Origin of the sequence: Oceanibium sediminis, assembly GCF_003265325.1 — a bacterium.
In the GTDB taxonomy this organism is placed as follows: Bacteria; Pseudomonadota; Alphaproteobacteria; order Rhodobacterales; family Rhodobacteraceae; genus Halovulum; species Halovulum sediminis.
Map to the genome: position 1 here is coordinate 170453 of NZ_QGNX01000005.1, position 22922 is coordinate 193374.

Annotated in this window: 22 protein-coding genes and 2 tRNA genes; 9 read left to right on the forward strand and 15 right to left on the reverse strand. The window is 65.4% G+C overall.

The window, feature by feature from the left end:
• Nucleotides 1–41: 41 nt before the first annotated feature.
• From DJ029_RS14165 to DJ029_RS14210, 10 genes are all read right to left on the reverse strand, one after another.
• Nucleotides 42–515: an RDD family protein gene (locus DJ029_RS14165; RefSeq protein ID WP_112323133.1), complete on the reverse strand. Its 474-nt coding sequence runs from the start codon at nt 513–515 to the stop codon at nt 42–44.
• Nucleotides 516–596: 81 nt separating this feature from the next.
• The gene (locus DJ029_RS14170; protein ID WP_232823084.1) at nt 597–1007 is read right to left on the reverse strand and encodes a DUF2852 domain-containing protein; all 411 of its coding nucleotides are present in this window, start codon (nt 1005–1007) and stop codon (nt 597–599) included.
• A 104-nt stretch (nt 1008–1111) separates the two neighbouring features.
• Nucleotides 1112–1747, reverse strand: a complete 636-nt coding sequence (locus DJ029_RS14175) for a TetR/AcrR family transcriptional regulator (RefSeq protein WP_112323135.1) — start codon at nt 1745–1747, stop codon at nt 1112–1114.
• 50 nt (nt 1748–1797) lie between these two features.
• Nucleotides 1798–2673 (reverse strand): polyphosphate kinase 2, encoded by an 876-nt coding sequence (ppk2, locus tag DJ029_RS14180; RefSeq protein WP_112323136.1) that lies wholly within the window; start codon nt 2671–2673, stop codon nt 1798–1800.
• Between the two features lie 90 nt (nt 2674–2763).
• Complete coding sequence (locus DJ029_RS14185; RefSeq protein ID WP_157966384.1) at nt 2764–3615, reverse strand: alpha/beta fold hydrolase; 852 nt, start codon at nt 3613–3615, stop codon at nt 2764–2766.
• An 82-nt stretch (nt 3616–3697) separates the two neighbouring features.
• On the reverse strand, nt 3698–4618 hold the full coding sequence (locus tag DJ029_RS14190; protein WP_112323138.1) for a homoserine O-succinyltransferase: 921 nt from the start codon (nt 4616–4618) through the stop codon (nt 3698–3700).
• A gap of 109 nt (nt 4619–4727) precedes the next feature.
• The gene (locus DJ029_RS14195; RefSeq protein ID WP_112323139.1) at nt 4728–5585 is read right to left on the reverse strand and encodes an ATPase; all 858 of its coding nucleotides are present in this window, start codon (nt 5583–5585) and stop codon (nt 4728–4730) included.
• 146 nt (nt 5586–5731) lie between these two features.
• A complete protein-coding gene (locus tag DJ029_RS14200) occupies nt 5732–6874 on the reverse strand; it encodes an OmpP1/FadL family transporter (protein WP_157966385.1) in 1143 nt (380 codons plus the stop codon).
• A 145-nt stretch (nt 6875–7019) separates the two neighbouring features.
• Nucleotides 7020–7556: an inorganic diphosphatase gene (gene ppa / locus DJ029_RS14205; RefSeq protein WP_112323141.1), complete on the reverse strand. Its 537-nt coding sequence runs from the start codon at nt 7554–7556 to the stop codon at nt 7020–7022.
• A 67-nt stretch (nt 7557–7623) separates the two neighbouring features.
• The gene (locus tag DJ029_RS14210; protein ID WP_112323142.1) at nt 7624–8505 is read right to left on the reverse strand and encodes a DMT family transporter; all 882 of its coding nucleotides are present in this window, start codon (nt 8503–8505) and stop codon (nt 7624–7626) included.
• 83 nt (nt 8506–8588) lie between these two features.
• Between DJ029_RS14210 and DJ029_RS14215 the strand changes: the two genes are divergently transcribed.
• Together DJ029_RS14215 and DJ029_RS14220 are read left to right on the forward strand one after the other, a co-directional pair.
• On the forward strand, nt 8589–9251 hold the full coding sequence (locus tag DJ029_RS14215; RefSeq protein ID WP_112323143.1) for a neutral zinc metallopeptidase: 663 nt from the start codon (nt 8589–8591) through the stop codon (nt 9249–9251).
• A gap of 346 nt (nt 9252–9597) precedes the next feature.
• A complete protein-coding gene (locus DJ029_RS14220; RefSeq protein WP_112323144.1) occupies nt 9598–11229 on the forward strand; it encodes a BCCT family transporter in 1632 nt (543 codons plus the stop codon).
• Nucleotides 11230–11516: 287 nt separating this feature from the next.
• Here the strand turns inward: DJ029_RS14220 and guaA are convergent, their stop codons facing one another.
• Complete coding sequence (gene guaA / locus DJ029_RS14225; RefSeq protein ID WP_112323145.1) at nt 11517–13079, reverse strand: glutamine-hydrolyzing GMP synthase; 1563 nt, start codon at nt 13077–13079, stop codon at nt 11517–11519.
• Nucleotides 13080–13248: 169 nt separating this feature from the next.
• Between guaA and DJ029_RS14230 the strand changes: the two genes are divergently transcribed.
• The gene (locus tag DJ029_RS14230) at nt 13249–14802 is read left to right on the forward strand and encodes a trimethylamine methyltransferase family protein (RefSeq protein WP_112323146.1); all 1554 of its coding nucleotides are present in this window, start codon (nt 13249–13251) and stop codon (nt 14800–14802) included.
• Nucleotides 14803–14850: 48 nt separating this feature from the next.
• On the opposite strand, the gene DJ029_RS14235 is transcribed toward DJ029_RS14230, so the two are convergent.
• Nucleotides 14851–15129 (reverse strand): DUF6477 family protein, encoded by a 279-nt coding sequence (locus tag DJ029_RS14235; protein ID WP_112323147.1) that lies wholly within the window; start codon nt 15127–15129, stop codon nt 14851–14853.
• Between the two features lie 499 nt (nt 15130–15628).
• Between DJ029_RS14235 and DJ029_RS14240 the strand changes: the two genes are divergently transcribed.
• Complete coding sequence (locus DJ029_RS14240; RefSeq protein WP_232823085.1) at nt 15629–16498, forward strand: DUF6456 domain-containing protein; 870 nt, start codon at nt 15629–15631, stop codon at nt 16496–16498.
• 5 nt (nt 16499–16503) lie between these two features.
• Here DJ029_RS14240 and tpiA read toward each other — a convergent pair whose 3' ends face one another.
• From tpiA to DJ029_RS14255, 3 genes are all read right to left on the reverse strand, one after another.
• Nucleotides 16504–17244 (reverse strand): triose-phosphate isomerase, encoded by a 741-nt coding sequence (gene tpiA / locus DJ029_RS14245; protein WP_112323148.1) that lies wholly within the window; start codon nt 17242–17244, stop codon nt 16504–16506.
• 63 nt (nt 17245–17307) lie between these two features.
• Nucleotides 17308–17658 carry a HesB/IscA family protein gene (locus tag DJ029_RS14250; RefSeq protein WP_112323149.1) on the reverse strand — a complete coding sequence of 117 codons (351 nt, stop codon included), beginning with the start codon at nt 17656–17658 and terminating at the stop codon, nt 17308–17310.
• An 82-nt stretch (nt 17659–17740) separates the two neighbouring features.
• Nucleotides 17741–18106, reverse strand: a complete 366-nt coding sequence (locus DJ029_RS14255) for a DUF59 domain-containing protein (RefSeq protein WP_112323150.1) — start codon at nt 18104–18106, stop codon at nt 17741–17743.
• Between the two features lie 71 nt (nt 18107–18177).
• Between DJ029_RS14255 and tgt the strand changes: the two genes are divergently transcribed.
• The 5 genes from tgt (at nt 18178) to DJ029_RS14280 (ending at nt 22815) form a co-directional block, all read left to right on the forward strand.
• Entirely contained in the window at nt 18178–19308 is a 1131-nt protein-coding gene (tgt, locus tag DJ029_RS14260; protein WP_112323151.1) for a tRNA guanosine(34) transglycosylase Tgt, read from the forward strand.
• Nucleotides 19309–19477: 169 nt separating this feature from the next.
• Nucleotides 19478–21886 carry an endopeptidase La gene (lon, locus tag DJ029_RS14265; protein ID WP_112323152.1) on the forward strand — a complete coding sequence of 803 codons (2409 nt, stop codon included), beginning with the start codon at nt 19478–19480 and terminating at the stop codon, nt 21884–21886.
• Between the two features lie 88 nt (nt 21887–21974).
• A complete protein-coding gene (locus tag DJ029_RS14270) occupies nt 21975–22424 on the forward strand; it encodes an SRPBCC domain-containing protein (RefSeq protein WP_112323153.1) in 450 nt (149 codons plus the stop codon).
• A gap of 133 nt (nt 22425–22557) precedes the next feature.
• Nucleotides 22558–22632, forward strand: a tRNA-Val gene (locus DJ029_RS14275).
• 107 nt (nt 22633–22739) lie between these two features.
• Nucleotides 22740–22815: transfer RNA gene (locus DJ029_RS14280), tRNA-Val, on the forward strand.
• Nucleotides 22816–22922 lie beyond the last annotated feature (107 nt).

Genomic DNA, 22922 nt, shown 5'->3' on the forward strand with positions numbered 1-22922 from the left:
TCCGACCGGGGTGCTGTGGGTGCTGATCCTTGCCGCCGCCCTCAGTCGACGGGGCGGTTGATGGCGGTCGTGCCGAGGATGAGGTCGGGCAGACCCTGGTTGTAGCGCGTGGTCAGGATGCACCCCGCCGTCGCCAGCGCACCGACCACGCTGGCCATCAGCGCGACGAACATGCCGCTATGGATGGCGGCCGTCATTCCGTCAAGGCGGTGGCCCTTGCGGGTGCGCAGCTCGATCCCCATCAGGCGCATCCCCCATGTGGCGGAGCTGCTCGCGATGGTCAGCCAGCGATAGAGGAAGCTGAACAAGAACAGGATCGCCGGGAAGGCCATGAAGCCGAACCCGAAGGTGATGATCCCGAAGGCCAGGGTGAACACCCCGCTGAGGATGGTGATCAGGATCAGGTCGAACACCCAGGCCGCCAGCCGCTTGGACGGGACGCCTTCATAGAATTGCTTGTCGTGTTCCGGGTGGGGCAGATCGTTGAACGGGTCCATATCCGCATAGAATGACATAATCGCTGTCCTGACAACTAAAGAGGGAAGCAAGCCGGCCCGCCCCTTTGCGCGGGGCGGGCAGGATCGTCACGGGCAGGCTCAGGCCGGCGCCTCTTCGAAGCCCGAGGGGGCGGCGGGGCGGCTCGGCTCGTCGCGGCGCTTGGCGCGGTCTTCCATGAACTGGTCGAACTCGGACTGGTCCTTTGCCTTGCGCAGACGCTCCAGGAATTCCTGGAAGGCGGCCTGTTCATCCTCGAGGCGCTTCAGCGTGGCGTCGCGGTAGCCATCGAACGCCGTGTTGCCGGAGGAGTGGCGGAACCGGGCGCCGGTGGTGGACCATTTGCGGGCAGAACAGGACATGCGATTGCTCCAGATCATGTAGGCGAGAAGGGCGAGGCCAATGGGCCAGAACAGGATGAAGCCGACCACCATGGCGGCGATCCAGGCGCCCTTTCCGCGGGCGTCCAGCCAGGCTTGCGCCTCGCGCAGGGCATGGGAAACAGAGTTCATTTGCGATCCTTTCAGCATGTAAATATCATTTACATTACCCTACATGGGACGCCCCCGGGGCCCCCGCAAGGGGCAATGTAAATAATTTTTACATTTTTGCGATCTCAGTCGTCGCGCTCGATCAGGCCAAGCCCGCGCAGGTAGATCCCGATGCCCGATTCCAGCAGGTCCTCGGGCGCGAAGGGGGTCTTCGTGCCCGGTTGACCGCGCGAGAACAGCTCCACCACGCCGTGGCTCATGGCCCAGATGTGGTTGGACACCATGCTGGCGGGGGGGCGCTTGTCCTTCGGCATCCGGGCGATCAGTTCTTCCGCCGCGCGGGTCAGAACCGCGAAGGCCCGGTCCGTGGTGCGCTTCAGGTCGCTGTTCTGCGCGATCGGCAGGCCGCTTTCGAACATGGTGATGTAGTGGCCGGGAAACTTCCGCGCGAAGGCGAGATAGGCGCGCCCCGTCGCCTCGAACCGCGCCAGCGCGGATGGCGGGGCGCTGGCGTAGGCGTGTTCCATCAGGTCGGCGAACATCTCGAACCCCTGGCGGGCGGCTTCCTCGATGATTTCCTCTCGGCCCTTAAAGTGGCGATAGGGCGCGCCCGCGCTGACCCCGGCCTTGCGCGCCGCCTCGGCCATGGTGAAGCCCTGGGGGCCGCGTTCGACCACCAGTTCCAGCGTGGCGTCCACCAGCGCTTGTTTCAGATTGCCGTGGTGATAGCCGCGGCGGGCCTGCCGATCATCCCTGGACATGCGCTGTCAGGTAACGCCCGGCGTCCGTGGCAGCAAGGGCCGGCGGCATCTCAGGACAGCCCCATGGCGGCGGGCGTGCCGCAAATCCGGGGGTCCGGGGAGTCGACATCGAGCCCATCGACGGGCAGCGCGCCCAGCACCTGGCGAATGGCGGCGAGGCGCGCGCGCTTCTTGTCGTCCGAGCGGATCACGGCCCAGGGCACCCGGTCGCTGTGGCTGATCGTCAGCGTCTCGCGGATCGCATCGCTGTAGGCATCCCACCTGGCCAGGCCCTTGACGTCGATGGACGACAGCTTCCAGTGTTTCAGCGGATCGCTTTCGCGCTTGAGGAAGCGGCGCAGCTGTTCGGCCCGGCCGACATTCAGCCAGATCTTGAGGATGTGGATGCCATCCTCCGCCACCATCGCCTCGAAGCCGTTGACCTGGTTGAAGAATTGCTGGCGCTGCGTTTCGGTGCAGAAGTCGAAGACCTTCTCGACAACGCCGCGATTGTACCAGGAGCGGTCGAAGAACACCATTTGCCCATCGGTCGGCAGGTGCTGGATGTAACGCTGGAAATACCATTGGCCGCGCTCCACCTCGGACGGTTTGGACAGCGCCACGACCCGCGCCACGCGGGGATTCAGATTTTCGCGGAACCGCTTGATCGTGCCCCCCTTGCCGGCGGCGTCGCGCCCCTCGAACACCACGGCGACGCGCGCGCCGGTGTTCTGCACCCAGATCTGGGTGCGCATCAGCGCGATCTGCAATGCCTCCATCTGGGTATCGTAGGCGTCGCCGTCCATCTCGACGTCATAGGGGTAGGTCTCGTCCAGGATGTCCTTCTTGCCGGACCCGGAGATCGCCTCGCGCACGGCCTCGGGGGCGGCTTCCTCGAAGAACCGGCTGATCGCGCCGTCATAGGGCTTCTGGAATCCGGAATGCATCGGGGGACAGTCCTTTCTTTTCACAGGAGTATTGCCCGGATCACGGGGTATCGCAACGATCCTGGGACGGCGATCCTCGGAGTGGGCCGCTCAGCGGGTCAGCCGGGCCAGCGCCGCCGCGATCTGCCCGGTGGAGGTATGGTGCGGCATGTGCCCGATCCCCGGCAGCAGGGTCAGCCGCGCATTCTGCAAGGTCGCGACCGTGACTTCCGAGTGGATGTGGCTTGGCACCGTGTCGTCGGTATCGCCGTGCACCAGTTCCACCGGCATCGTCAGCCGCCCGTAACGCGGCACCATCTCTCGGATGTAGCCCTTCAGGTTGCCCACGTCCGCCGCGTTGGCCCGCAGGACAGAAGGGCGCAGCGTCAGGCGCGGGCTCACCCAGTCGAGATACCCCCTGGGGGGCGATTGCGGCTCGAAGATGCGCGCGACGGTATCCCGCGCCAGCCTGTCGGTGGCCAGCAGGGGCAGGGCGCGCGCGACCAGCGGGCCGGTCAGGGGATTGTGCAGCAGGTTGTAAAGCGTGCCGACGCCCCCCTCCCACACCTGGCTGGGGGAGGCGATCAGAAGCAGCCCCGGCGTTTCGCCGGGCGCATCCAGCGCCCAGGCCAGCGCCACCGCGCCGCCAAGCGAATGGCCCACCACGGGCGCGCCGCCAAAGCCCAGTTCCCCCGCCGCCTTGCGCATCAGCGCCGCCTGCACGGAAGGGTCGTCGCCATCCTTGGCGGGACGCTCGGAAAAGCCCAGGCCGGGGCGGTCGAACAATAGCAGCTGGTGGGTTTCGCCCAGGCGCTGCGCGGGGCCCGCGGTCCAGTCCCGCAGGTTGCCGCTGGCGCCGTGGATGACCACCGCCTTCGGCCCCTTTCCCAGGATCCGGTAATGCAGCCGCAGCCCGTCAACGGTCACGAACTGCCCGCTCGGCGATTGCTCAGATGCGCCCAACTCCGCCCCTCTCATCGCCACGCAACCGCCCGCCGCAAGGGCGAGCGCGCCGCCGCCCCCAAGAAGTAGGCGGCGGCGAAGCCTATTCGGTTCCGATTTCGGCAAGGTCGTATTTCGTCGTCTGGTAGATCTCGTTGATCCAGTTGCCGTAGAGCAGGTGCCCATGGCTGCGCCAGCGGTTCGCCGGGGGCAGGGCCGGGTTGTCGCCCGGATAATAGTTCAGCGGCACGGCGATCGCGTCCCCATTGGCGACGTCCCGGTCGTATTCCTGTTTCAGCGTATCGCTGTCGTATTCCAGGTGGTTGAACATATAGAGCGCCCGGTGGCCGGGATCCTCGATCAGGCAGGGGCCCACCTCGTCCGAGGTGACGAGCACATTCAGGCCCGGCGCCGCCGCGATGTCGGCTTCGCTCATCTCCGTCCAGCGGCTGACGGGCACCAGAAGATCGTCGGAGAACCCGTGCAGGTAGGGCGAGGCGTTGCTGACCGTGCGATGCCGGAAACAGCCGAACGCCTTTGCCGGCAGCATAAGCTTTTGAACACCGTGGAAGTGGTTCATCATCGCCATGCCGCCCCAGCACACACCCATGGTCCGGTGCACGTTGGTCTGCGTCCAGTCGAAGATCTCGCGCAGTTCGTCGTAGTAGGTGACGGCGTCGAAATCCAGGTGCTCGATCGGCGCGCCGGTAATGATCAGCCCGTCGAACTTGCGATCCTTCAGGTCCTGGAATCGGTGATAAAACGCCTCCATATGCGCCGAGGAGGTGTTGCGCGTCTCATGCTCGGACATGCGGATCAGCGTCAGGTCGATCTGCAACGGGGTGGAGCCGATGACGCGGGCGAACTGCGTCTCGGTCTCGGCCTTCTTCGGCATCAGGTTCAGCAGCCCGATCTGAAGGGGCCGGATATCCTGATGCGCGGCGCGTTCCTCGGCCATGACCATGACCCCCTCGGAAGAGAGGACGTCAAAGGCGGGCAGGTCGGCAGGGATCTTGATCGGCATTTCACTTGTCTTCCACACTCGTCGGGTGCCGATAGATAGGGCAGCAATCGACCGCCCGCAACCACGGGGTGTTCAGCTTCGCGTCAGGGCGCTGAAACACGGGCGGGCGTCAGCCCGGCAGGGCGGCGGCGATCAGGGCGTCGAAATCCTCGGGCGTGGCGACCTTCGCCACCGCCGCGGCGTCGACGGTGATGCCCCAGTTCTCTGCCATCGCGCGATAGATCGGCAGGCGGTGGTCGATCAGGCGGCGGAATCCCCAGCGGATGAAATCGTCCGGGTCCACCTTGGTTTCCCCGACGCCCATCTTCTGCAGGTACTCGGCCCAGATCCCGCGCAGGAAGTCCTCCTGATAGTACATCGGCTTCGGGGCTTTGGCGAAACGGGCCACCAGAGCCTCGACATCGGCGTCGGTGCCCCGGATCCAGACCGGCAGGATCGCTTCGGACAGGGGCTTCAGGACGGGGTCCTCGGGGTCCCAGGGATCGACCACTTCGCAAAGCGAGCCGGAGGTGTCGCAGACGAAATGCGGATAGCCGTAGATATCGCGCGCCTTGGTCGCGAAATGCAGCGCGTCCAGCGTGGCGGCGATTTCCGCTTCGCGGTGCTGGCGCTGGCGCGTCACGTATTCTTCGAACGGAATGCCGCCCTTGGCAGGATCGCCGGGCTTGCCGAGGTAGGTGGACAGCGGCGCGAGGTTCTGGAACGAGATGTTGGAGGCGATATAGATCGAATCCGACATCAGCAGCTCGCGCAGGAACGGGTTCTGCATCGCCTCGCGCTTGAAGTTGTCCACGATATGCTCGCCCATGTAGCGCGTGCCGATGCGGAAATCGGCGGAATAGTGAAACCACTCCCCGCCGCCGCGCAGCATGTCGGACAGATGGGTCTTGCCCAGCCCGGACATGCCGAACAGTGCGACACGCTTGTTGGGGGCGGCGTTCCAGTCGGTGCGGGTCATTTTCTGCATGGGCGCTTGGTCCGGTCCTGAGGGCGCCACAGGCTTCGCCCAATCGCCACGAAGATGCAAGCCGACCCCCTCCAAAGTCCACAAATATCCCGGGGAGCGCGAGGGGCTGGCCCCTCGCACCCGCCGCCGCCCCGGACGTGGCAGGCCTACAGCTTGAAGCCGATTCTCAGCCCCACGCCAAGCGCCGAGCCGTTGTCGTAGTCGGTATCCAGCACATTGCGCGCATTGCCGAGCACCGAGTAGCTCACCCCGCCCGAGACCTTGTATCGGTCGGTCTCATGGGTCGCGCCCAGGCTCACCCCGTAACGCCCGTCGATCGGCCCGAGCGAGGTCAGCTCCGTTTTGGTCTGCGGCTCGTAGCTGAAGGAAACCGCGCCCGACCAGGTCTCGGAAAAGCGCCGACCCACGCCCAGCGTATAGGTCGTCCAGTCCTCCTGGTAGTCCACCAGCGGGCGGCCGCCCGTCAGCGTGGTGTAGTTCGGTGGCGCGATGGCGAATTCCGACCAGTCGACCCAGTTGATCTGCCCGAACAGCAGAGTGTCCTTCGCGATGCCGGTCTGCGCGTCCAGCGTCACCGATTGCGGCGTCTCCAGCGTCGTCTGCGTGGCGTTCGTCCCCAGCGCCAGGCTCGATTCCCGCGTGTCGAGGTCATGCTCGATGGCCGAGCGATAGGTGACGCCGACGCGCAGCGCGATGTCGGGCACCGAGTAGGCCGCGCCGAGCGTGTAGCCGATCCCGGCGGAGGTGTTGGTCTCCACCGCGTAATCCGACAGGAAGGCGATGGAGGCATCGGCCGTCAGCGTCTGCAACACCGGCCCGCCGAAGATCTTGATCCGCTCGGTCACGTCATAGGCCAGCAGGCCGGTCAAGGCGACAGAAGTAAGGTTCGCGCTGGAGCCGCCATAGACGTTCTGCGCATCCAGCGGGCTTGGGGCCGATCCCGTGGGATAGGCGGTGTTCGCGCCCAGCGGCTGGTTGACGATGATCGCGTAGGACAGGCTGTCGTTGATATCCGCCTTGTAGGCGACGCCGAGCGTTGCGTAGGACTCCAGCAGGTTGCCGGTGTTGCCCGACAGGGGCAGGGGGCCACCGAAGGCGGGGGGAATGGTGCCGCCGTCGCCGCTGAGATCGGGCAGCACGAGCGCGCCGCTGAATTCCAGGTAGCGCCCCTCCTCGAACAGGGGCGAGGTGTTCAGGACGGAACGCTCCAGCCCCCCCGCCAGTGCGGTTGTCCCCGCAAGCGCGAATATGAGTGTCTGGCCCGAAAGCCGAATTTTCCCTTTGTTCACAGCAACCTCCCGAATCTGCCGCTAACGTGATCATCATCCGGGATACATAAGGGGGCAGGGGTCACAAGCGATGACGCCGCGTCATCGGGCGATGACGCGGCGTCACTTTGTCAGGGCTGAAAGGCGCGCAAACGCCCGGCAGGTCTTACTTGATCATCGCATCGATGGAGGTCTGCAGGATCGCCTCGGCCTCGGCCTTGTCGCCCCAGCCGATGACCTTGACCCACTTGCCTTCTTCCAGGTCCTTGTAGTGCTCGAAGAAGTGCTTGATGCGGTCGCGCGTCTTGGAGGGCACGTCGTCCAGGTCCTGGATGCCGGCCTGGAAGGGATCGACCTTTTCCACCGGAACGGCGATCAGCTTGTCGTCCATGCCGCCATCGTCTTCCATCTTCAGCACGCCCACGGGGCGGCAGCGGATCACGACGCCGGGCTGAAGGGTGAAGTCGCACAGCACCAGCACGTCGGTGGGGTCACCGTCGGCGTGCAGGGTGTTGGGCACGAAGCCGTAGTTGCAGGGGTAGAACATCGGCGTGTTGACGATCCGGTCGACGAAGACGGCGCCGGAGTCCTTGTCGATCTCGTACTTGATCGGTGCGCCGCCCCCGGCGCCGCCGGGGATCTCGATCACCACGTTGATGTCCTTGGGGGCGTTCTTGCCTGCGGGGATCTTGTCGATATCCATGAAAATGACTCCGTTTTCGTGTTTGGGCGTGCGCTAGCACGATTGCTGCAACTGCGAAAGGCTCGACTTACGCGGGGACGTTTTGTCGCCGCTGCTCGGACCAGATGTTGAGAAGGTTTGCGGAAAACACCACCGCGGCGCCCAGGAATACGGGCCACTCCAGCGGCTCGGCGTACAGGATATAGGCGACGAAGGCGACAAGGGGCAGGCGCAGGAACTCCATCGGGCTGACGATGGAGGCGGGCGCGACCGACAGCGCGTTGGTAATGCACCAGTGGCTGAACAGCCCGGTGCAGCCCACGATGGCCAGGAACGGCAGCGAGCCCGCGTCAGGCAGGCGGATTTCGCCGTCCATCCCCGCGGTGACAATGCCGAACCCGGTCTGCAGGACGACCAGCCAGAACAGGATGCAGGTCACGCTTTGGTCGCGGCTCAGCATCTTGGTGGTCAGGATCGCCCCGGCGAAGCCGAAGGCGGCCAGCATCGCGGTAATGACGCCGGGCGTGATCGCGATCATGCCCGGGCGGGCGACGATCAGGATGCCGGTGAAGCCTAGCAGCGCCGCCGTCAGCCGGACCGAGCGCCACCGCTCTCCCAGCACCAGCGGCGCGGCGAGAGCGACCCAGATCGGAGAGGTGAACTCAAGCGCGAAAAGCTGCGCCATGGGGATCGTCGCGACGGCGAAGAACCACAGGTTCTGGCCCGCGAAGTGAAACAGGTTGCGCAGCGTGTGCAGGCGGATCCGCCGCGCCGAGATCTGGTGCAGCGTGCCCGCCATGTGCCCGATCCCCAGCACGATGAAGATCCCCAGCATCGAGCGGTACATCATGATCTCGAACGTGTCGTGACGGCCCGCCAGTTCGCGCCCGGCGACAGCCATCAGCGTGAACGACAGCATTGCGCCGCTCATGTAAAGCGCGGCGAGCAGGGGGCGGGATGTCTGGTCCATTCGCGCGGTATGATCCCGCCCGCCGCCCGGGTCAAGGCGTTTGCGGCTTGTCGGCGGGCGCTGCGCTGGCCTAGGGTTCGGTCATGATCAAACTCCTCACGACGCTCGCAATTCTGGGTTTTGCCGGTTCCGCCGCGGGGCAGGGGCTGCAGATGGGCGCAACGGGCCCGGATACGGCGCGGGCCGTCTCGGACGTGGTCGAGGCGGCGAACCGCAGCTTCGCGCGCCTGCCGCCGGTGCGGCTGACAACGCAGATCGGCGCGGTGTGCGGCGGCGGTGACGCCTCGGACCTGGGGCGCTACTGCACAAGCCAGAACGCGATCTTCATCGCCAACGATCTTGAGGCGCGCATCGGGCCCGAGGCGGCCGCCTATGTCGTCGCGCATCTTTTCGGCCACGCCATCCAGGTGCGCCACGGCGTTGCGGATATCGCCCTGCGCACGATCCGCGCCGAGCCGCAGAACGAGGCGGAGCTGCGCGGGATGGTGACGCGCCAGGTCGCGTGCCTGGCCGGTTTCCTGCTGAAGCGCGCCGATGCGCGCCGCCCGGCGCTGAGCGCCTGGTTCGCGGACGAGCCCTTCACCGATGCCCATTGGGGCCGGGAGCCCGTGCACGCCGGCCCGAGGGTCGCGATCGGTATCGCCGCGCGATCCGAGTGGCTGGAAACCGGGTACCGCGCGGCGGACGTTTCGGCCTGCAGTGTCGGTAGGATCAGCGCCGACGGGCTTCTGGCGGTCCAGAAATAGCCCCACCGAACGCCGCCGCCATGGCGCGCGGCGGGGCGTCTTTGCAGCGTTCCGATGCCGGTCCTTGCGACACTTGTTCGCACTGCGCGGGACCGGTCATACCCGCCCGCCGGGGGGCGGAGGGGACCCCGCGGCGCAGCCATGCCTGCCCGAAGCCGCCCCGCGTGGCGCGGTAGAACAGGTGGAAAACGACATGCCGATGGTCGTATTTGCGCCATTGCAGGCGGTTTTCGCTTGTATCCTGATGCGGACCTTGTGTTACCCACGGGGGGAGTTGTGCATGCACTGCATCGCCTGACCATCGAAGCCGGGACACCGGCGCCCAAACATAACCCGGAGTAGTTTCATGACTGACGCCGTGGACCCAGCCGCAGAGGCGGCACCACATCCAATAGAAACCGATTACGAGATCGGGGATCAGAATATCACTCCTTTCGGGCTTGATATTCACAACCCTGTGTTCCTGATCTCGGGCCTGTCCATCGTTGTATTCGTTTTCCTGACGCTTGCATTCCAGGATCAGGCGTCCGAGTTCTTTAATTGGCTCAGGCCCTTCCTGACGTCGACCTTCGACTGGTTCTTCCTCAGCGCGGCCAACGTGTTCGTGGTGCTGAGCATCGTCCTGATGATCTCGCCCCTGGGCAAGATCCGCCTGGGCGGCGCGGAGGCGACGCCCGATTACAGCTACATGGGCTGGTTCGCGATGCTGTTCGCGGCGGGCATGGGCATCGGCCTGATGTTCTTCGGGGTGTCCGAACCGATGTCGCACTACGCCTCATCCTTGGGGGGAACCGCCGTCGAAGGCGGTGCACGCACCGACTGGGCCCCGCTTGGCGGCGCACAGGGCGACCTGGAGGCGGCCCGCAACCTCGGCATGGCGGCCACCATCTTCCACTGGGCGCTGCACCCTTGGGCGATCTATGCCGTCGTGGCGCTGTCGCTGGCGTTCTTCACCTTCAACCGCGGGCTGCCGCTGACCCTGCGCTCGGCGTTCTATCCCCTCCTGGGGGAGCGGATCTGGGGCTGGCCGGGCCACGTGATCGACATCGTCGCGGTCTTCGCCACGCTGTTCGGCCTGGCCACGTCGCTTGGCTTCGGGACCGAGCAGGCCCTTGCGGGTCTGAACTACCTGTTCGGCTGGGGCACCGGCAATGTCGCCAAGGTGATCCTGATCGGGTTGATCACGGCGCTGGCGCTTGTTTCGGTGATGCGCGGTCTCGACGGCGGTGTGAAAGTGCTGTCCGAGATCAACATTGCGCTGGCCGGTCTGTTGCTGCTGTTCGTGCTGATCGCGGGCCCCACGGGCACGATCTTCAGCACGATCATCCAGGGTGGGACGGCTTACGTCGTGGACCTCGTGCCGCTGTCGAACCCCTTCGGGCGTGAGGATACCAACTTCACCCAGGGTTGGACCTCGTTCTACTGGGCGTGGTGGATTTCCTGGTCGCCCTTCGTCGGCATGTTCATCGCCCGTGTCAGCCGTGGCCGCACGGTTCGCGAGTTCATGTTCTGCGTGATCGTGATCCCGACGCTGGTCTGCGTCGTCTGGATGGGCGTCTTCGGTGGCACGGCGATTTCCCAGGTGATGGCGGATGCCGCCGCGCCGGTGAAGGATGCCGCGCTTGAGCTGAAGCTGTTCGAGATGCTGAAGCCGTTGCCCTTCTCGGGCATCACGTCGTTCCTTGGGATCGTGCTGGTGCTGGTGTTCTTCGTCACCTCGTCGGACTCCGGGTCGCTGGTGATCGATACGATCACCGCCGGGGGCAAGACCGATGCGCCGGTGTCCCAGCGCGTGTTCTGGTGCACCTTCGAAGGCGTTGTCGCCGCCACTCTGCTGCTGGTCGGTGGCGCCGGGGCGCTGGGGGCATTGCAGGCGATGTCCGTCAGCACTGGCCTTCCATTTGCCATCGTGCTGCTGGCGATGTGCGTCAGCCTGGTCATGGGGCTGATGGAAAGCCGCCGCGAAGGCCAGATGTAAGACAAGGCCGTGTCCCGCCCCGCCCGGGCGGGGCACGGCAGACCCCTCAGGGCCGGTTCGGCCTTCCCCCCTATTTCAGAAATTCAGTACCGCTAATTGCTGGCCCGACATGCGTGCGCGCGGCAGCTATCGGCGAGCATCACCGAATGCCCCGGCATCGCGGCGACGCCGGCGCGCCGTTTGCACAGCCGCGCGCAGCTTTGCCGTCGTGCAAAGAAAATGCCGGGGAAAAGCCCCGGCATCCTGCATTCTTTCCGCGCGATAAACGACGTGCTGGCGCCCGCCGCTTATTCCCACTCGATGGTTCCCGGCGGTTTCGAGGTGATGTCATAGGTGACGCGGTTGATCCCCTGAACCTCGTTGATGATCCGGGTTGCGGTTTCGCCCAGGAACTCGTGGGTGAACGGGTAGTAATCCGCGGTCATCCCGTCCACGCTCGTCACCGCGCGCAGCGCGCAGGCGTAGTCATAGGTGCGCCCGTCGCCCATCACGCCCACGGTGCGCACCGGCAGCAGCGCCACGAAGGCCTGCCAGATCTCGTCGTAAAGCCCGTGCTTGCGGATCTGGTCGATGTAGACGGCGTCCGCCTTGCGCAGGATGTCGAGTTTGTCGCGGGTGATCTCGCCCGGGCAGCGGATGGCGAGGCCAGGGCCCGGGAAGGGGTGGCGGCCGATAAAGCTTTGCGGCAGGCCCAGCTCACGCCCCAGGGCGCGGACCTCGTCCTTGAACAGCTCGCGCAGCGGCTCGACCAGCTGCATGTTCATGCGCTCGGGCAGGCCGCCGACGTTGTGGTGGCTTTTGATCGTGACGCTCGGCCCGCCGGAGAAGCTGACGCTTTCGATCACGTCGGGGTAAAGCGTGCCCTGGGCCAGGAAATCCGCGCCGCCGATTTCCGCGGCGTGCTTCTCGAACACCTCGATGAACAGCTTGCCGATGATCTTGCGCTTCTGCTCGGGGTCCGAAACCCCTTCCAGCGCGGTCAGGAACAGGTCGCTCTCGTCCGCGTGGATCAGGGGCAGGTTGTAATGCTCGCGGAACATGCCGACCACCTGCTCGGACTCGTCCTGGCGCATCAGCCCGTGGTCGACGTAGACGCAGGTCAGCTGCTCGCCGATCGCCTCGTGGATCAGCACGGCGGCGACTGAACTGTCGACCCCGCCGGAAAGCGCACAGATCACCTTGCCGCCGCCGACCTGTTCGCGGATCTTGGCGATCGCTTCCTCGCGGTAGGCGCCCATGGTCCAGTCGCCCTTGAACCCGGCGAGGCGGATGAACCCCTCGAACAGTTTGCGCCCGTTCGGGGTGTGGTGCACCTCGGGGTGGAACTGCACAGCATAGAAGTTGCGCGCCGGATCGCCGGTGATCGCGAAGGGCGCGGCGGGCGAGGTGCCGAACACCTTGAAGCCCGGCGCGATGCGGCTGACGTGATCCCCGTGGGACATCCAGACCTGCTCGCGCCCCTCGGTGAACCAGCCCTCCAGCAGGGGCAGGCGGTCGACTTCGGGCGTCACGTAGGCGCGGCCGAACTCGGCGGTGCCGTGCCCGCGCTCGACGTGGCCGCCGAGCATCTGCATCATCACCTGCTGGCCATAGCAGATCCCCAGCACCGGCACGCCGAGGCTGAACACCTCTTCCGGCGGGCGGGGCGAGCCTTCGTCGATGACGCTGGCCGGGCCGCCGGACAGAATCACCGCCTTCGGGGCGAAGTCGGTCAGAAACTCCGACGTGACCGCCTGGAACGGATGGATTTCGCAATAGACGTTCAGCTCGCGCAGGCGGCGCGCGATCAGCTGCGTTACCTGGCTGCCGAAGTCGACGATCAGAAGGCGGTCATGGGAGGTGTCTGTCATGGAGCGGGCTTTAGGGCGCGGCGCGGATTCGCGCAAGTGGCCGGAATGTCGCCTTTGACGTGGCGGGGTTCGGATTTGTCCCAGAGTGCGGGCGCGTCGGGCGCGTATAAGTCTGCAGGCATGTTGCATGCCGACGCAGGAGTTGCATCTGAAGGCAGGGGATCGGGTCATGGCACAAGCAGCAGACGGGACACGGCGGCGCACCCGCGGCGCGGGGGGCGGGGCCGCCCGGCGCGCCGAGCGCACGGCGGTGCGAATCGAGTGCGCGCCGACGATCCGGCGCAACATCCCGACCTTCGACATCCTGAACGAGGAAGCGCTTCAGATCATCGAGGCCAACGCCGATACCGTGCTGGAGGAGATCGGCGTCGCCTTTCCCGACAATCCGCAGGCGGTGCAGACCTGGAAAGACGCCGGCGCGGATATTCGGGGTGACCGGATCCACATTCCCCGCGGGCTGGCGCGCAAGCTGTGCGAGACCGCGCCCGCCACCATCACCCAGCACGCCCGCAACCCCGAGCGCAACGTGGAGATCGGCGGTAACTCCCTCGTCCTTGCCCCTGTCTACGGCCCGCCCTTCGTGCGCGACGCGAACGGTGGCCGCCGCTATGCCACGCTGGAGGATTTCCAGAACTTCGTGCGCCTCGGCTACATGTCGAAATGGCTGCAACATTCGGGCGGCACCGTCTGCGAGCCGACCGACGTGGCCGTGAACAAGCGCCACCTCGACATGCTGCACGCGCATATGACGCTGAGCGACAAGCCCTACATGGGATCGGTCACCGAACCCTCGCGCGCTGCCGACAGCGTGGAGATGAGCAAGCTGCTGTTCGGGGCGGACTTCGTGGACAACAACACGGTGATGACCTCGCTCATCAACATCAACTCTCCGCTGACCTTCGATTCGGTGATGATGGGCGCGCTGGAGGTGTATGCGCGCGCCAACCAGGCGTGCATCGTCTCGCCCTTCATCGTGGGCGGGGCGATGTCGCCGGTCAGCGTGGCGGGCACCCTGACGCAGGTTCTGGCCGAGGCGATGGTGGGATGCGCCTATGCGCAGCTGGTGCGCCCCGGCGCGCCGGTGATCTTCGGGGCGTTCGTCGCCTCCATCGACATGAACTCGGGCGCGCCGACCTTCGGTACGCCGGAAGCGTCCAAGATCCTCTACGGCGCGGGGCAGCTGGCGCGGCGGATGAACCTGCCGTTCCGCTCGGGCGGGGGGCTGTGCGGCTCGAAGCTTCCGGACGCGCAGGCGGGCTACGAGTCGGCGAACACGCTGAACGCCGCGCTTCTGGGGGGCGTCAACTTCATGCTGCACGCCTGTGGCTGGCTGGAGGGCGGCCTGGTCGCCAGTTTCGAGAAATTCGTGCTGGACGCGGATCAGCTCGGGGCACTGCACGCCTTCGCGCGGGGCGTCGACATCAGCGAGAACGGCCAGGCGATGGACGCCCTGCGCGAGGTGGGGCCGGGGGGGCATTTCCTTGGCTGCGCGCACACGCAGGCGAACTTCCAAGACTCGTTCTGGCGCAGCCAGGTGTTCGACTACAAGCCCTATGAAACCTGGACGGACGAGGGCAGCCGCGACAGCCAGTCGCTGGCCAACGCCCGGGTCGCCAGGATGCTGGCGGACTACCAGCCCCCCGCGATGGACCCGGCGATCGCCGAGTCCCTTGACGCCTACGTGCGCCAGAAGAAGGACTCGATGCCCGACGCCTTCGTCTGAGGCGTCGGGCTGCGGCGCACCTGGGGGACGGCGCGCCTGCGGGTGGCCTCAGGCGGTATCGGGGCGCAGCCGCGCCTCGGCCAGAAGGGCGGTCAGCACCGCGATATGGCGGCTGACCGAATAGGTGACGTCGCCGCGCGCGCGGGTCTGCTCCAGCTTCTGTTCCAATCCCATCAGCTTGTCGCCGAGACCGGTCCGGCCCGGCGTTTCGCCGAGGATTCGCGGCAGGTCCCGCTCGCGTCGGTACAGGCACAACCCCTTGCGGGCGGCCCCGACGAGCAGGCGGGGGCGGCGAAGGTTTGCGAGGGATGTGGAAAGGTCGCGCATGGGGGTGCTCCGATCAGGTTCAGGTGACCGGCCCACTATCGCGGCGCGCAACCCTGCGTTGCGTTTTTTCGCAACCAGCGTACTGCGGGAGCGCTGAAATAACGGATTTATGTCAATTCAAACCGTGTGTTAATCGCTCATTTACCAATCAACTTTAGGTTGAGATGCGAGAATTATAAGGTAGAGCGATCCCGTGCTTTCTGCATGTCCGACCCAAGATCGCGAGCATTTAATCAGTTCCTCACAGGAAGGGTTGCACCTGTTCGCGGCGCTTGGCGGTGCCGAGCGGGCCTATCTCGCCCACACGGTCGGTGGCCTTTCGTTGCGGGCCATTGCGCGGCTTCACCACTGTCCGGCGTCCACGATCCTGCGGCAGGTCCGCCGGGTCGAGGAACGCCGTGATGACCCCCTCGTGGATGCAGCTCTCGATTGCGCGGCCGCGGCCCTTCCGCCCCTCACTGATTTGCCCCCCCAAAAACCTGTGGAGGACTGGGAACACATGATTGCGCGACTGAAATCCCAAGCCGAAGATCTCGACCAGAAAGTCACGCGGGAGGCGCGCAGGATCCTGCGCCGCCTGTGCGAAACCGGCGCTTTTCTGGCTGTCTCGGATGCCATGGAGCGGGCCGTCGTCCTGCGAGAGACCGCGCCGGGCCGCCATACCCGCACCGCTGTCGTCGACCGTGATATCGCCCATCAGTTCGCGCTGAAGGACTGGATCGGATGCAGCCACGCGGGCAAGATCGCACGCTACACCGTGACGGACGCCGGGCGCGCCGCGCTCAAGCGCCTGCTGGAGGAGGAGCGCCAGGCGCGCACGCCGCGCGGCCCCTACGCCGAGCAGGGCTCACCCTTCCGCAGCCAGCACCAGGAATTCGCCGAACGCCGCGTTGCCGGTGCCGATGGTGAGACGCGGGTGCGCTACAACCTGGCGGAAAGCCCGCTGACCGCGCTCGGGCGCAAGCGGGACAAGACCGGCGTGCCCTACCTGTCACCGGACCTGGTCGAGGCGGGCGAACGCCTGCGCGAGGATTTCGAGATCGCCCAGATGGGGCCGCGCATCACCCAGAACTGGGAAGCCTTTCTGACCCCGAAGCAGTCGCCGAAGGCCCCCGGCGGTGCTGGTGCCGCCGAAGGGCCGCAGGCCGCGCGGGACCGCGTTGCCGCCGCCATGAAGACGCTCGGCCCCGGCCTGTCGGACGTGGCGTTCCGGGTGTGCTGCTTCCTTGAAGGGCTGGAGACCGCGGAGAAGCGGCTGGGCTGGTCGGCGCGCTCGGGCAAGGTGGTGTTGCGCATCGCCCTTCAGCGTCTGGCGATGCACTACAAGATTCGCCCCCACCAGCCCCGTGAGGAGCCTGCGAACGGCTGAGCCTGTCAGCCAGCGGCGGCGTCGATGATCGGGCCGAAATCCTCGGCCTTGAGAGAGGCGCCGCCGACCAGTCCGCCGTCGACATCTTCAAGCGCGAAGATCTCGGCGGCGTTGCCGGGCTTCACCGAGCCGCCGTAGAGCAGGCGCATCGCCGCGGCGGTTTCGCTGCCCAGACGCTTCGCCACCATGGCGCGCAGGGCGGCGTGGGTCTCGGCGATCTCGTCTATGGAGGGGGTGCGCCCGGTGCCGATGGCCCAGACGGGCTCATAGGCGATCACGGTGTTTTCCGCCGTGGCGCTTGTCGTGACCGAACCTTCGATCTGGCGCGCGACAACTGCCGTGGTCTGGCCAGCGTCCCGCTCTGCCTCGGTCTCTCCCACGCAGATGATGGCGACAAGCCCGGCGCGATAGGCGGCTTCCGCCTTGGCCAGCACGTCCGCGTCACTTTCGCCGTGATCCGCGCGCCGCTCGGAATGGCCGACGATCACGTGGCTCGCGCCGCAATCCTTCAGCGTTTCCGCCGAGATATCGCCGGTATGCGGGCCCGAGGCTGCTGCGTGGCAGTCCTGCCCGCCGATGGAAAACGCGCCCGCCGCATCGGCGAGGATCGGGATCAAGGGGGCAGGGGGGCAGATGATGACTTCCGCCGCGGTGTCGCCATGGTCCCGGACCAGCGCCTCAAGCACCGCGCGGCTGGCACGAGTGCCGTTCATCTTCCAGTTTCCGGCAGCGATCTTGCGGCGCATGGTCATCCTCCGTTTGCGTGTTTTGCCCTAGCTAGCAAGCTGTGCGGGCAAGCGCAAACGGGATCACATGCCTTCGAACTTGATCGATTCGCCGCAGCCGCAGGCTTCGGTCACGTTCGGGTTGTTGAAGGCGAAGCCGGACTCGAGAAGGGAGGTCTTGTAGTCGATCTCGGTCCCGAACAGGAACATCTGCGCCATGGGCGCGATCAGCACCCGCGCGCCGTCCTGTTCCACGACCTCGTCGTTGGGATCGACGGTGTCGACGTATTCCATGGTGTATTCCATGCCCGCGCAGCCACCCTTCTTGATGCCGATGCGCAGGCCCTGCTTGTCACCCTCCGCCATCAGGCGGGTGATCTGGGCCGCCGCGGCGGGGGTAATGCTGACCGGAGGTTTTCCGGGGATGGAGAACATGGGTGCACCTTTTCGAGTTGCGTACCAAAAAGATAGGAGAAGCAGGCCCAGCCATCAAGTGTGGGGGCTTGCCCGGGTGATGTTACATGAACCCGAGTTCAAGCCGGGCCTCGTCGGACATCATGTCCATGCCCCACTGCGGTTCCCATACAAGCTGCACGTCCACGGTTTTCACGCCGGGCAGCGGCTCGATCGCCTCGGCGACCCAGCCGGGCATCTCACCCGCCACGGGGCAGCCGGGCGCGGTCAGCGACATCAGCACGCTGACCTCGTTCTCCTCGGAAATCTCGATGGTGTAGATCAGCCCCAGGTCGAAGATGTTGACCGGGATTTCGGGATCGTACACGCTGCGGCACGCATCGCAGATGGTTTCGTACATCGGATGATCCGTGGACGACGGCTTGATCAGCGGCGTGCCTTCCATCGGGGCATCGGGTTCGACAGTCATATCCGGGCCTCGTTGCAATTCCTGAGCAAACATATAAGGAATGCGCCCCGAAACGTCCAGTGAGGCAGGCGATGTCCAAGCGGTTTTCCTTTGCAATCCACGCGACAGATGGGCGCGCCCGCACCGGTGTGATCGACACGCCGCGTGGTGAAATCCGCACGCCGGCGTTCATGCCGGTGGGGACGGCCGCCACCGTAAAGGCAATGATGCCAGAGTCGGTGCGCGCCACGGGGGCGGATATTCTGCTTGGCAACACGTACCATTTGATGCTGCGCCCGGGGGCGGAGCGGGTGGCCCGCCTTGGCGGACTTCACAAGTTCATGAACTGGTCGCGCCCGATCCTTACCGATTCGGGGGGCTTTCAGGTGATGAGCCTGACCGAGCTGCGCAAGCTGACCGAAGAGGGGGTGAAATTCCGCTCTCACATCGACGGGACGGAGTTCAACCTGACGCCCGAACGCTCGATGGAGATCCAGAAGCTGCTCGGCTCGGACATCGTGATGTGCTTTGACGAATGTCCCGCGCTGCCCGCGGACCGGGATCGGATCGCGGAAAGCATGAAGCTGTCGATGCGCTGGGCGCAACGCTCGCGCGATGCATTCGGGGACTGGCCGGGCCATGCGCTGTTCGGCATCCAGCAGGGCGGGCTGGAGGAGGACCTGCGCGGCGAAAGCGCCGAGGCGCTGCGCGCGATAGAATTCGACGGCTACGCGATTGGCGGCCTCGCCGTGGGCGAGGGGCAGGAGGCCATGTTCGGCGTGCTCGACTACGCGCCGGGGCAACTGCCGCAGGACAAGCCGCGCTACCTGATGGGCGTGGGCAAGCCCGACGACATCGTCGGCGCGGTTGAGCGTGGCGTCGACATGTTCGACTGCGTGCTGCCGTCCCGCTCTGGGCGTACGGGGCAGGCGCTGACCCGCATGGGCGCGATCAACATCAAGAACGCGCGCCACGCTGATGATCCGCGCCCGCTGGATGCGGATTGTACCTGCCCGACGTGCCGGAACTACTCGCGCGCCTACCTGCACCACGTGTTCCGCGCGAAGGAAATCATCAGCTCCATGCTGCTGACCTGGCACAACCTGCATTATTACCAGGAATTGATGCAGGGTCTGCGCGATGCCATCGCAGCAGGCAGGCTGAGCGATTTTTCGGCAGAATTCCACGCAATACGGGCCCGGGGCGATATCGCGCCGCATTAACGTTTTATGCCGCTTTTAACCCCGGTTCCGCCCGCCTAAGCTGGGTTTCAGAATCAGCGACAGCTTGAAAACCACAGGCTTCAGGCACATTTTCCGTTCAAGACGTGGAAACGCCATCGTGCCGCCAGAACATCCGGGGCCCCGGCGTTTTGCAGCAAAGGATAAAAACATGAGCGAATTGAGCAGCATCACCCATCCCGTCCTGCCGCTGCGCGACATCGTGGTCTTTCCCCACATGATCGTGCCGCTTTTCGTGGGCCGTGAAAAATCGGTCCGCGCGCTGGAGGAAGTGATGCGCGACGACAAGCAGATCCTGCTGTCGTCCCAGCGCGACCCCTCGGATGAAGACCCGAGCCCGGACGCGATCTACGAAACTGGCGTTCTGGCCAACGTGCTGCAACTGCTGAAGCTGCCCGACGGTACCGTGAAGGTGCTGGTGGAGGGGCGCCAGCGTGCGCATATCCTGCGCTTCCTCGACAACGAGGAGTTCTTCGAGGCAGAGGCGGCGCTGATCACCGAAGTCGTCGGCGATCCCGCCACGATGGAGGCGCTGACCCGCTCCGTCACCGAGGAATTCGAGCGCTACGCCAAGCTGAACAAGACCGTCCCGGACGAGGCGATGCAGGCCGTCGCCGACGCGAGCAGCCCCGAGAAGCTGGCCGATACCGTGGCCGGGCACCTCGGGATTCGCCTCGAGGAAAAGCAGGACCTGCTGGAAACCGCCGACATCGCCGAGCGGCTGGAGAAGATCTATGGCCTGATGCAGGGCGAAATGTCCGTCCTGAAGGTCGAGAAGAAGATCAAGACCCGCGTGAAATCCCAGATGGAGCGCACCCAGCGCGAGTACTACCTGAATGAGCAGATGAAGGCCATTCAGAAGGAGTTGGGCGACACCGACGGTGGCGGCGACGATGCCGGCGAATACGAACAGAAGATCGCCGAGACAAAGCTTTCCAAGGAAGCCCGCGAAAAGGCCGAGGCCGAACTGAAGAAGCTGCGCAACATGTCCCCGATGAGCGCGGAGGCAACGGTGGTGCGCAACTACCTCGACTGGATGCTGTCCATTCCCTGGGGCAAGCGCAGCCGGGTGAAGAAGGACCTGAACAACGCCCAGAAGATCCTGGACCAGGATCACTACGGGCTGGAAAAGGTGAAGGAACGGATCGTCGAATACCTGGCGGTCCAGCAGCGCAGCTCCAAGCTGCGCGGCCCGATCCTGTGCCTTGTCGGCCCGCCGGGCGTGGGCAAGACCAGCCTCGGGAAATCCGTGGCGAAGGCGACCAACCGCGAATTCATCCGCATCAGCCTTGGCGGTGTGCGCGACGAATCCGAGATCCGGGGCCACCGGCGGACCTATATCGGCTCCATGCCGGGCAAGATCATCCAGTCGATGAAGAAGGCCAAGACGATCAACCCGCTGATGTTGCTGGACGAAATCGACAAGATGGGCCAGGACTTCCGGGGCGATCCGGCCTCCGCCATGCTGGAGGTGCTGGACCCCGAGCAGAACTCGACCTTCATGGATCACTACCTCGAGGTGGAGTACGACCTGTCCAACGTGATGTTCATCACCACGGCCAACTCCTACAACATGCCGAGCCCGCTTCTGGACCGGATGGAGATCATCTCGCTCTCCGGCTACACCGAGGACGAGAAGGCCGAGATCGCCAAGCAGCACCTGCTGCAAAAGCAGCTGAAGGGCCACGGCCTTAAGAAGGGCGAGTTCGAGCTGACGGACGAGGCGTTGATCGACATCATCCGCTATTACACCCGTGAAGCGGGTGTGCGGAACCTTGAGCGTGAGCTGGCGAAACTGGCCCGAAAGGCCGTGACCGCCATCGTCAAGGGCGAGGCCGAGAAGGTCGTCGTCACCCCCGAGAAGCTCGAGGACATGCTCGGCGTGCGCCGCTTCAAATACGGCCTGGCCGAGGAAGAGGACGTGATCGGTGTCGTCACCGGGCTGGCCTGGACCTCCGTCGGGGGGGACCTGCTGTCCATCGAAGCCCTGCGCCTGCCGGGCAAGGGCCGCATGAAGACCACCGGCAAGCTGGGCGACGTGATGAAGGAATCGATCGACGCGGCCTCCAGCTACGTGCGCTCCAAGTCGCCGGAGCTTGGCGTCAAGCCGCCGGAGTTCGACAAGCTGGACATCCACGTCCACGTGCCCGAAGGGGCGACGCCCAAGGATGGGCCGTCTGCCGGGGTGGCGATGGTGACCTCCATCGTGTCGGTGCTGACCCAGATCCCCGTGCGCCGCGACGTGGCCATGACGGGCGAGGTGACGCTGCGCGGCAACGTGCTGCCCATCGGCGGGCTGAAGGAAAAACTGCTGGCCGCCTTGCGGGGCGGGGTGAAGACCGTGCTGATCCCGGAAGACAACATGAAGGATCTGCGCGACATCCCCGACAACGTGAAGAACGGGCTGGAGATCATCCCCGTCTCCAACGTGGCGGAGGTGCTGAAGGTCGCCCTGACCAAGGCGCCGACACCCATCACCTGGGACGAGGCCGCCGAAGCCGCCGCCGCCGCGGCCGCCGCGCCGGCATCGGGTTCATCCCAGGGACGGCCCGCGCACTAAGCGTATCGCAAAGACTGAAAATGCCCGGACATCAAGGTGTTCGGGCATTTTCTTTCAACTGGCAACGGACAGGGTAGCGACCGCGCACATGGCGTTCACCATCTCCACCGAAACGCGGATTGAAGCAGACCCTGCAACGGTCTGGTCGGTGCTGACGACGGTGGAGGCCTGGCCGCTCTGGACCAGCCGCATGCGCATCCAGTCCGGCGACCTCGCCAAGGGCAAGCGCCTGAGGGTGAGCGTGGCGCAGCCCAGGGGCGGGCATGTGATCCACGCGCCGCGCATCACCGCCATCGTGCCCGCGCGCCGCCTGCAATGGGTCCGGCGCACCGCGCTGCCCGGCATATTCGACAGCAAGCGCGACTTTGTCCTGACCGAAACCGAATCTGGCGCGACGACCCTGTTGAGCAAGGAGGTTTTTTCCGGCCTGCTTGCCCCCTTGCTGCGCGACAGCACCAGCGTGCGCGAGGCCGAAGCCCGATTCGAGGGGCTGAACGGTGATATCAAGGCGCGGGCAGAGGACCTGCGCGGGGTCTGAGGTTTCTTGCCCCGCGACAGGCCCGGAAAGACGCGCATTCCAAGAGTTTTCGATGTGATGCGTCCTTGTCCATCGGCACCCGCACCTGGGGGCTTGCAACTCCCGCCGCGCGCGGCTAGGAAAACCACTCGGTGGGTGATTAGCTCAGTGGTAGAGCGCCACGTTCACATCGTGGATGTCGGGAGTTCAACTCTCTCATCACCCACCATTCCCCTTCCTCTCAGCGCGGTATCGCTAGTTCCGGTCCGGCACGGATGTGGCAGGGCAGATCACCACTTGCGGCTTTCGCAAAGGCGTCCTATACGCACCGCCAGCGGGTGATTAGCTCAGTTGGTAGAGCGCTTCGTTTACACCGAAGATGTCGGGAGTTCGAGTCTCTCATCACCCACCACCACTCCAGCGTTCAGGCGGTAATGCACGAAATCGGCCCCGTGTCCCTGCACCCCGCACGCGGGATTTTCGGGCCCGTTCGCATTTTCCTACCGATCCCGGCCCCTG

Bases quoted from the DNA above. Each gene is read 5' to 3' on its own strand.
- DJ029_RS14190 (WP_112323138.1), bottom strand. From the start codon at position 4,618: ATGCCGATCAAGATCCCTGCCGACCTGCCCGCCTTTGACGTCCTCTCT.
- tgt (WP_112323151.1), top strand. From the start codon at position 18,178: ATGTCCAAGCGGTTTTCCTTTGCAATCCACGCGACAGATGGGCGCGCC.
- DJ029_RS14235 (WP_112323147.1), bottom strand. From the start codon at position 15,129: ATGCGCGACCTTTCCACATCCCTCGCAAACCTTCGCCGCCCCCGCCTG.
- tpiA (WP_112323148.1), bottom strand. From the start codon at position 17,244: ATGCGCCGCAAGATCGCTGCCGGAAACTGGAAGATGAACGGCACTCGT.
- DJ029_RS14270 (WP_112323153.1), top strand. From the start codon at position 21,975: ATGGCGTTCACCATCTCCACCGAAACGCGGATTGAAGCAGACCCTGCA.
- DJ029_RS14230 (WP_112323146.1), top strand. From the start codon at position 13,249: ATGGCACAAGCAGCAGACGGGACACGGCGGCGCACCCGCGGCGCGGGG.
- ppa (WP_112323141.1), bottom strand. From the start codon at position 7,556: ATGGATATCGACAAGATCCCCGCAGGCAAGAACGCCCCCAAGGACATC.
- DJ029_RS14170 (WP_232823084.1), bottom strand. From the start codon at position 1,007: ATGAACTCTGTTTCCCATGCCCTGCGCGAGGCGCAAGCCTGGCTGGAC.
- DJ029_RS14175 (WP_112323135.1), bottom strand. From the start codon at position 1,747: ATGTCCAGGGATGATCGGCAGGCCCGCCGCGGCTATCACCACGGCAAT.
- DJ029_RS14240 (WP_232823085.1), top strand. From the start codon at position 15,629: ATGATTGCGCGACTGAAATCCCAAGCCGAAGATCTCGACCAGAAAGTC.
- DJ029_RS14250 (WP_112323149.1), bottom strand. From the start codon at position 17,658: ATGTTCTCCATCCCCGGAAAACCTCCGGTCAGCATTACCCCCGCCGCG.
- lon (WP_112323152.1), top strand. From the start codon at position 19,478: ATGAGCGAATTGAGCAGCATCACCCATCCCGTCCTGCCGCTGCGCGAC.
- DJ029_RS14215 (WP_112323143.1), top strand. From the start codon at position 8,589: ATGATCAAACTCCTCACGACGCTCGCAATTCTGGGTTTTGCCGGTTCC.
- DJ029_RS14195 (WP_112323139.1), bottom strand. From the start codon at position 5,585: ATGCAGAAAATGACCCGCACCGACTGGAACGCCGCCCCCAACAAGCGT.
- ppk2 (WP_112323136.1), bottom strand. From the start codon at position 2,673: ATGCATTCCGGATTCCAGAAGCCCTATGACGGCGCGATCAGCCGGTTC.
- DJ029_RS14220 (WP_112323144.1), top strand. From the start codon at position 9,598: ATGACTGACGCCGTGGACCCAGCCGCAGAGGCGGCACCACATCCAATA.
- DJ029_RS14165 (WP_112323133.1), bottom strand. From the start codon at position 515: ATGTCATTCTATGCGGATATGGACCCGTTCAACGATCTGCCCCACCCG.
- DJ029_RS14210 (WP_112323142.1), bottom strand. From the start codon at position 8,505: ATGGACCAGACATCCCGCCCCCTGCTCGCCGCGCTTTACATGAGCGGC.
- DJ029_RS14255 (WP_112323150.1), bottom strand. From the start codon at position 18,106: ATGACTGTCGAACCCGATGCCCCGATGGAAGGCACGCCGCTGATCAAG.
- guaA (WP_112323145.1), bottom strand. From the start codon at position 13,079: ATGACAGACACCTCCCATGACCGCCTTCTGATCGTCGACTTCGGCAGC.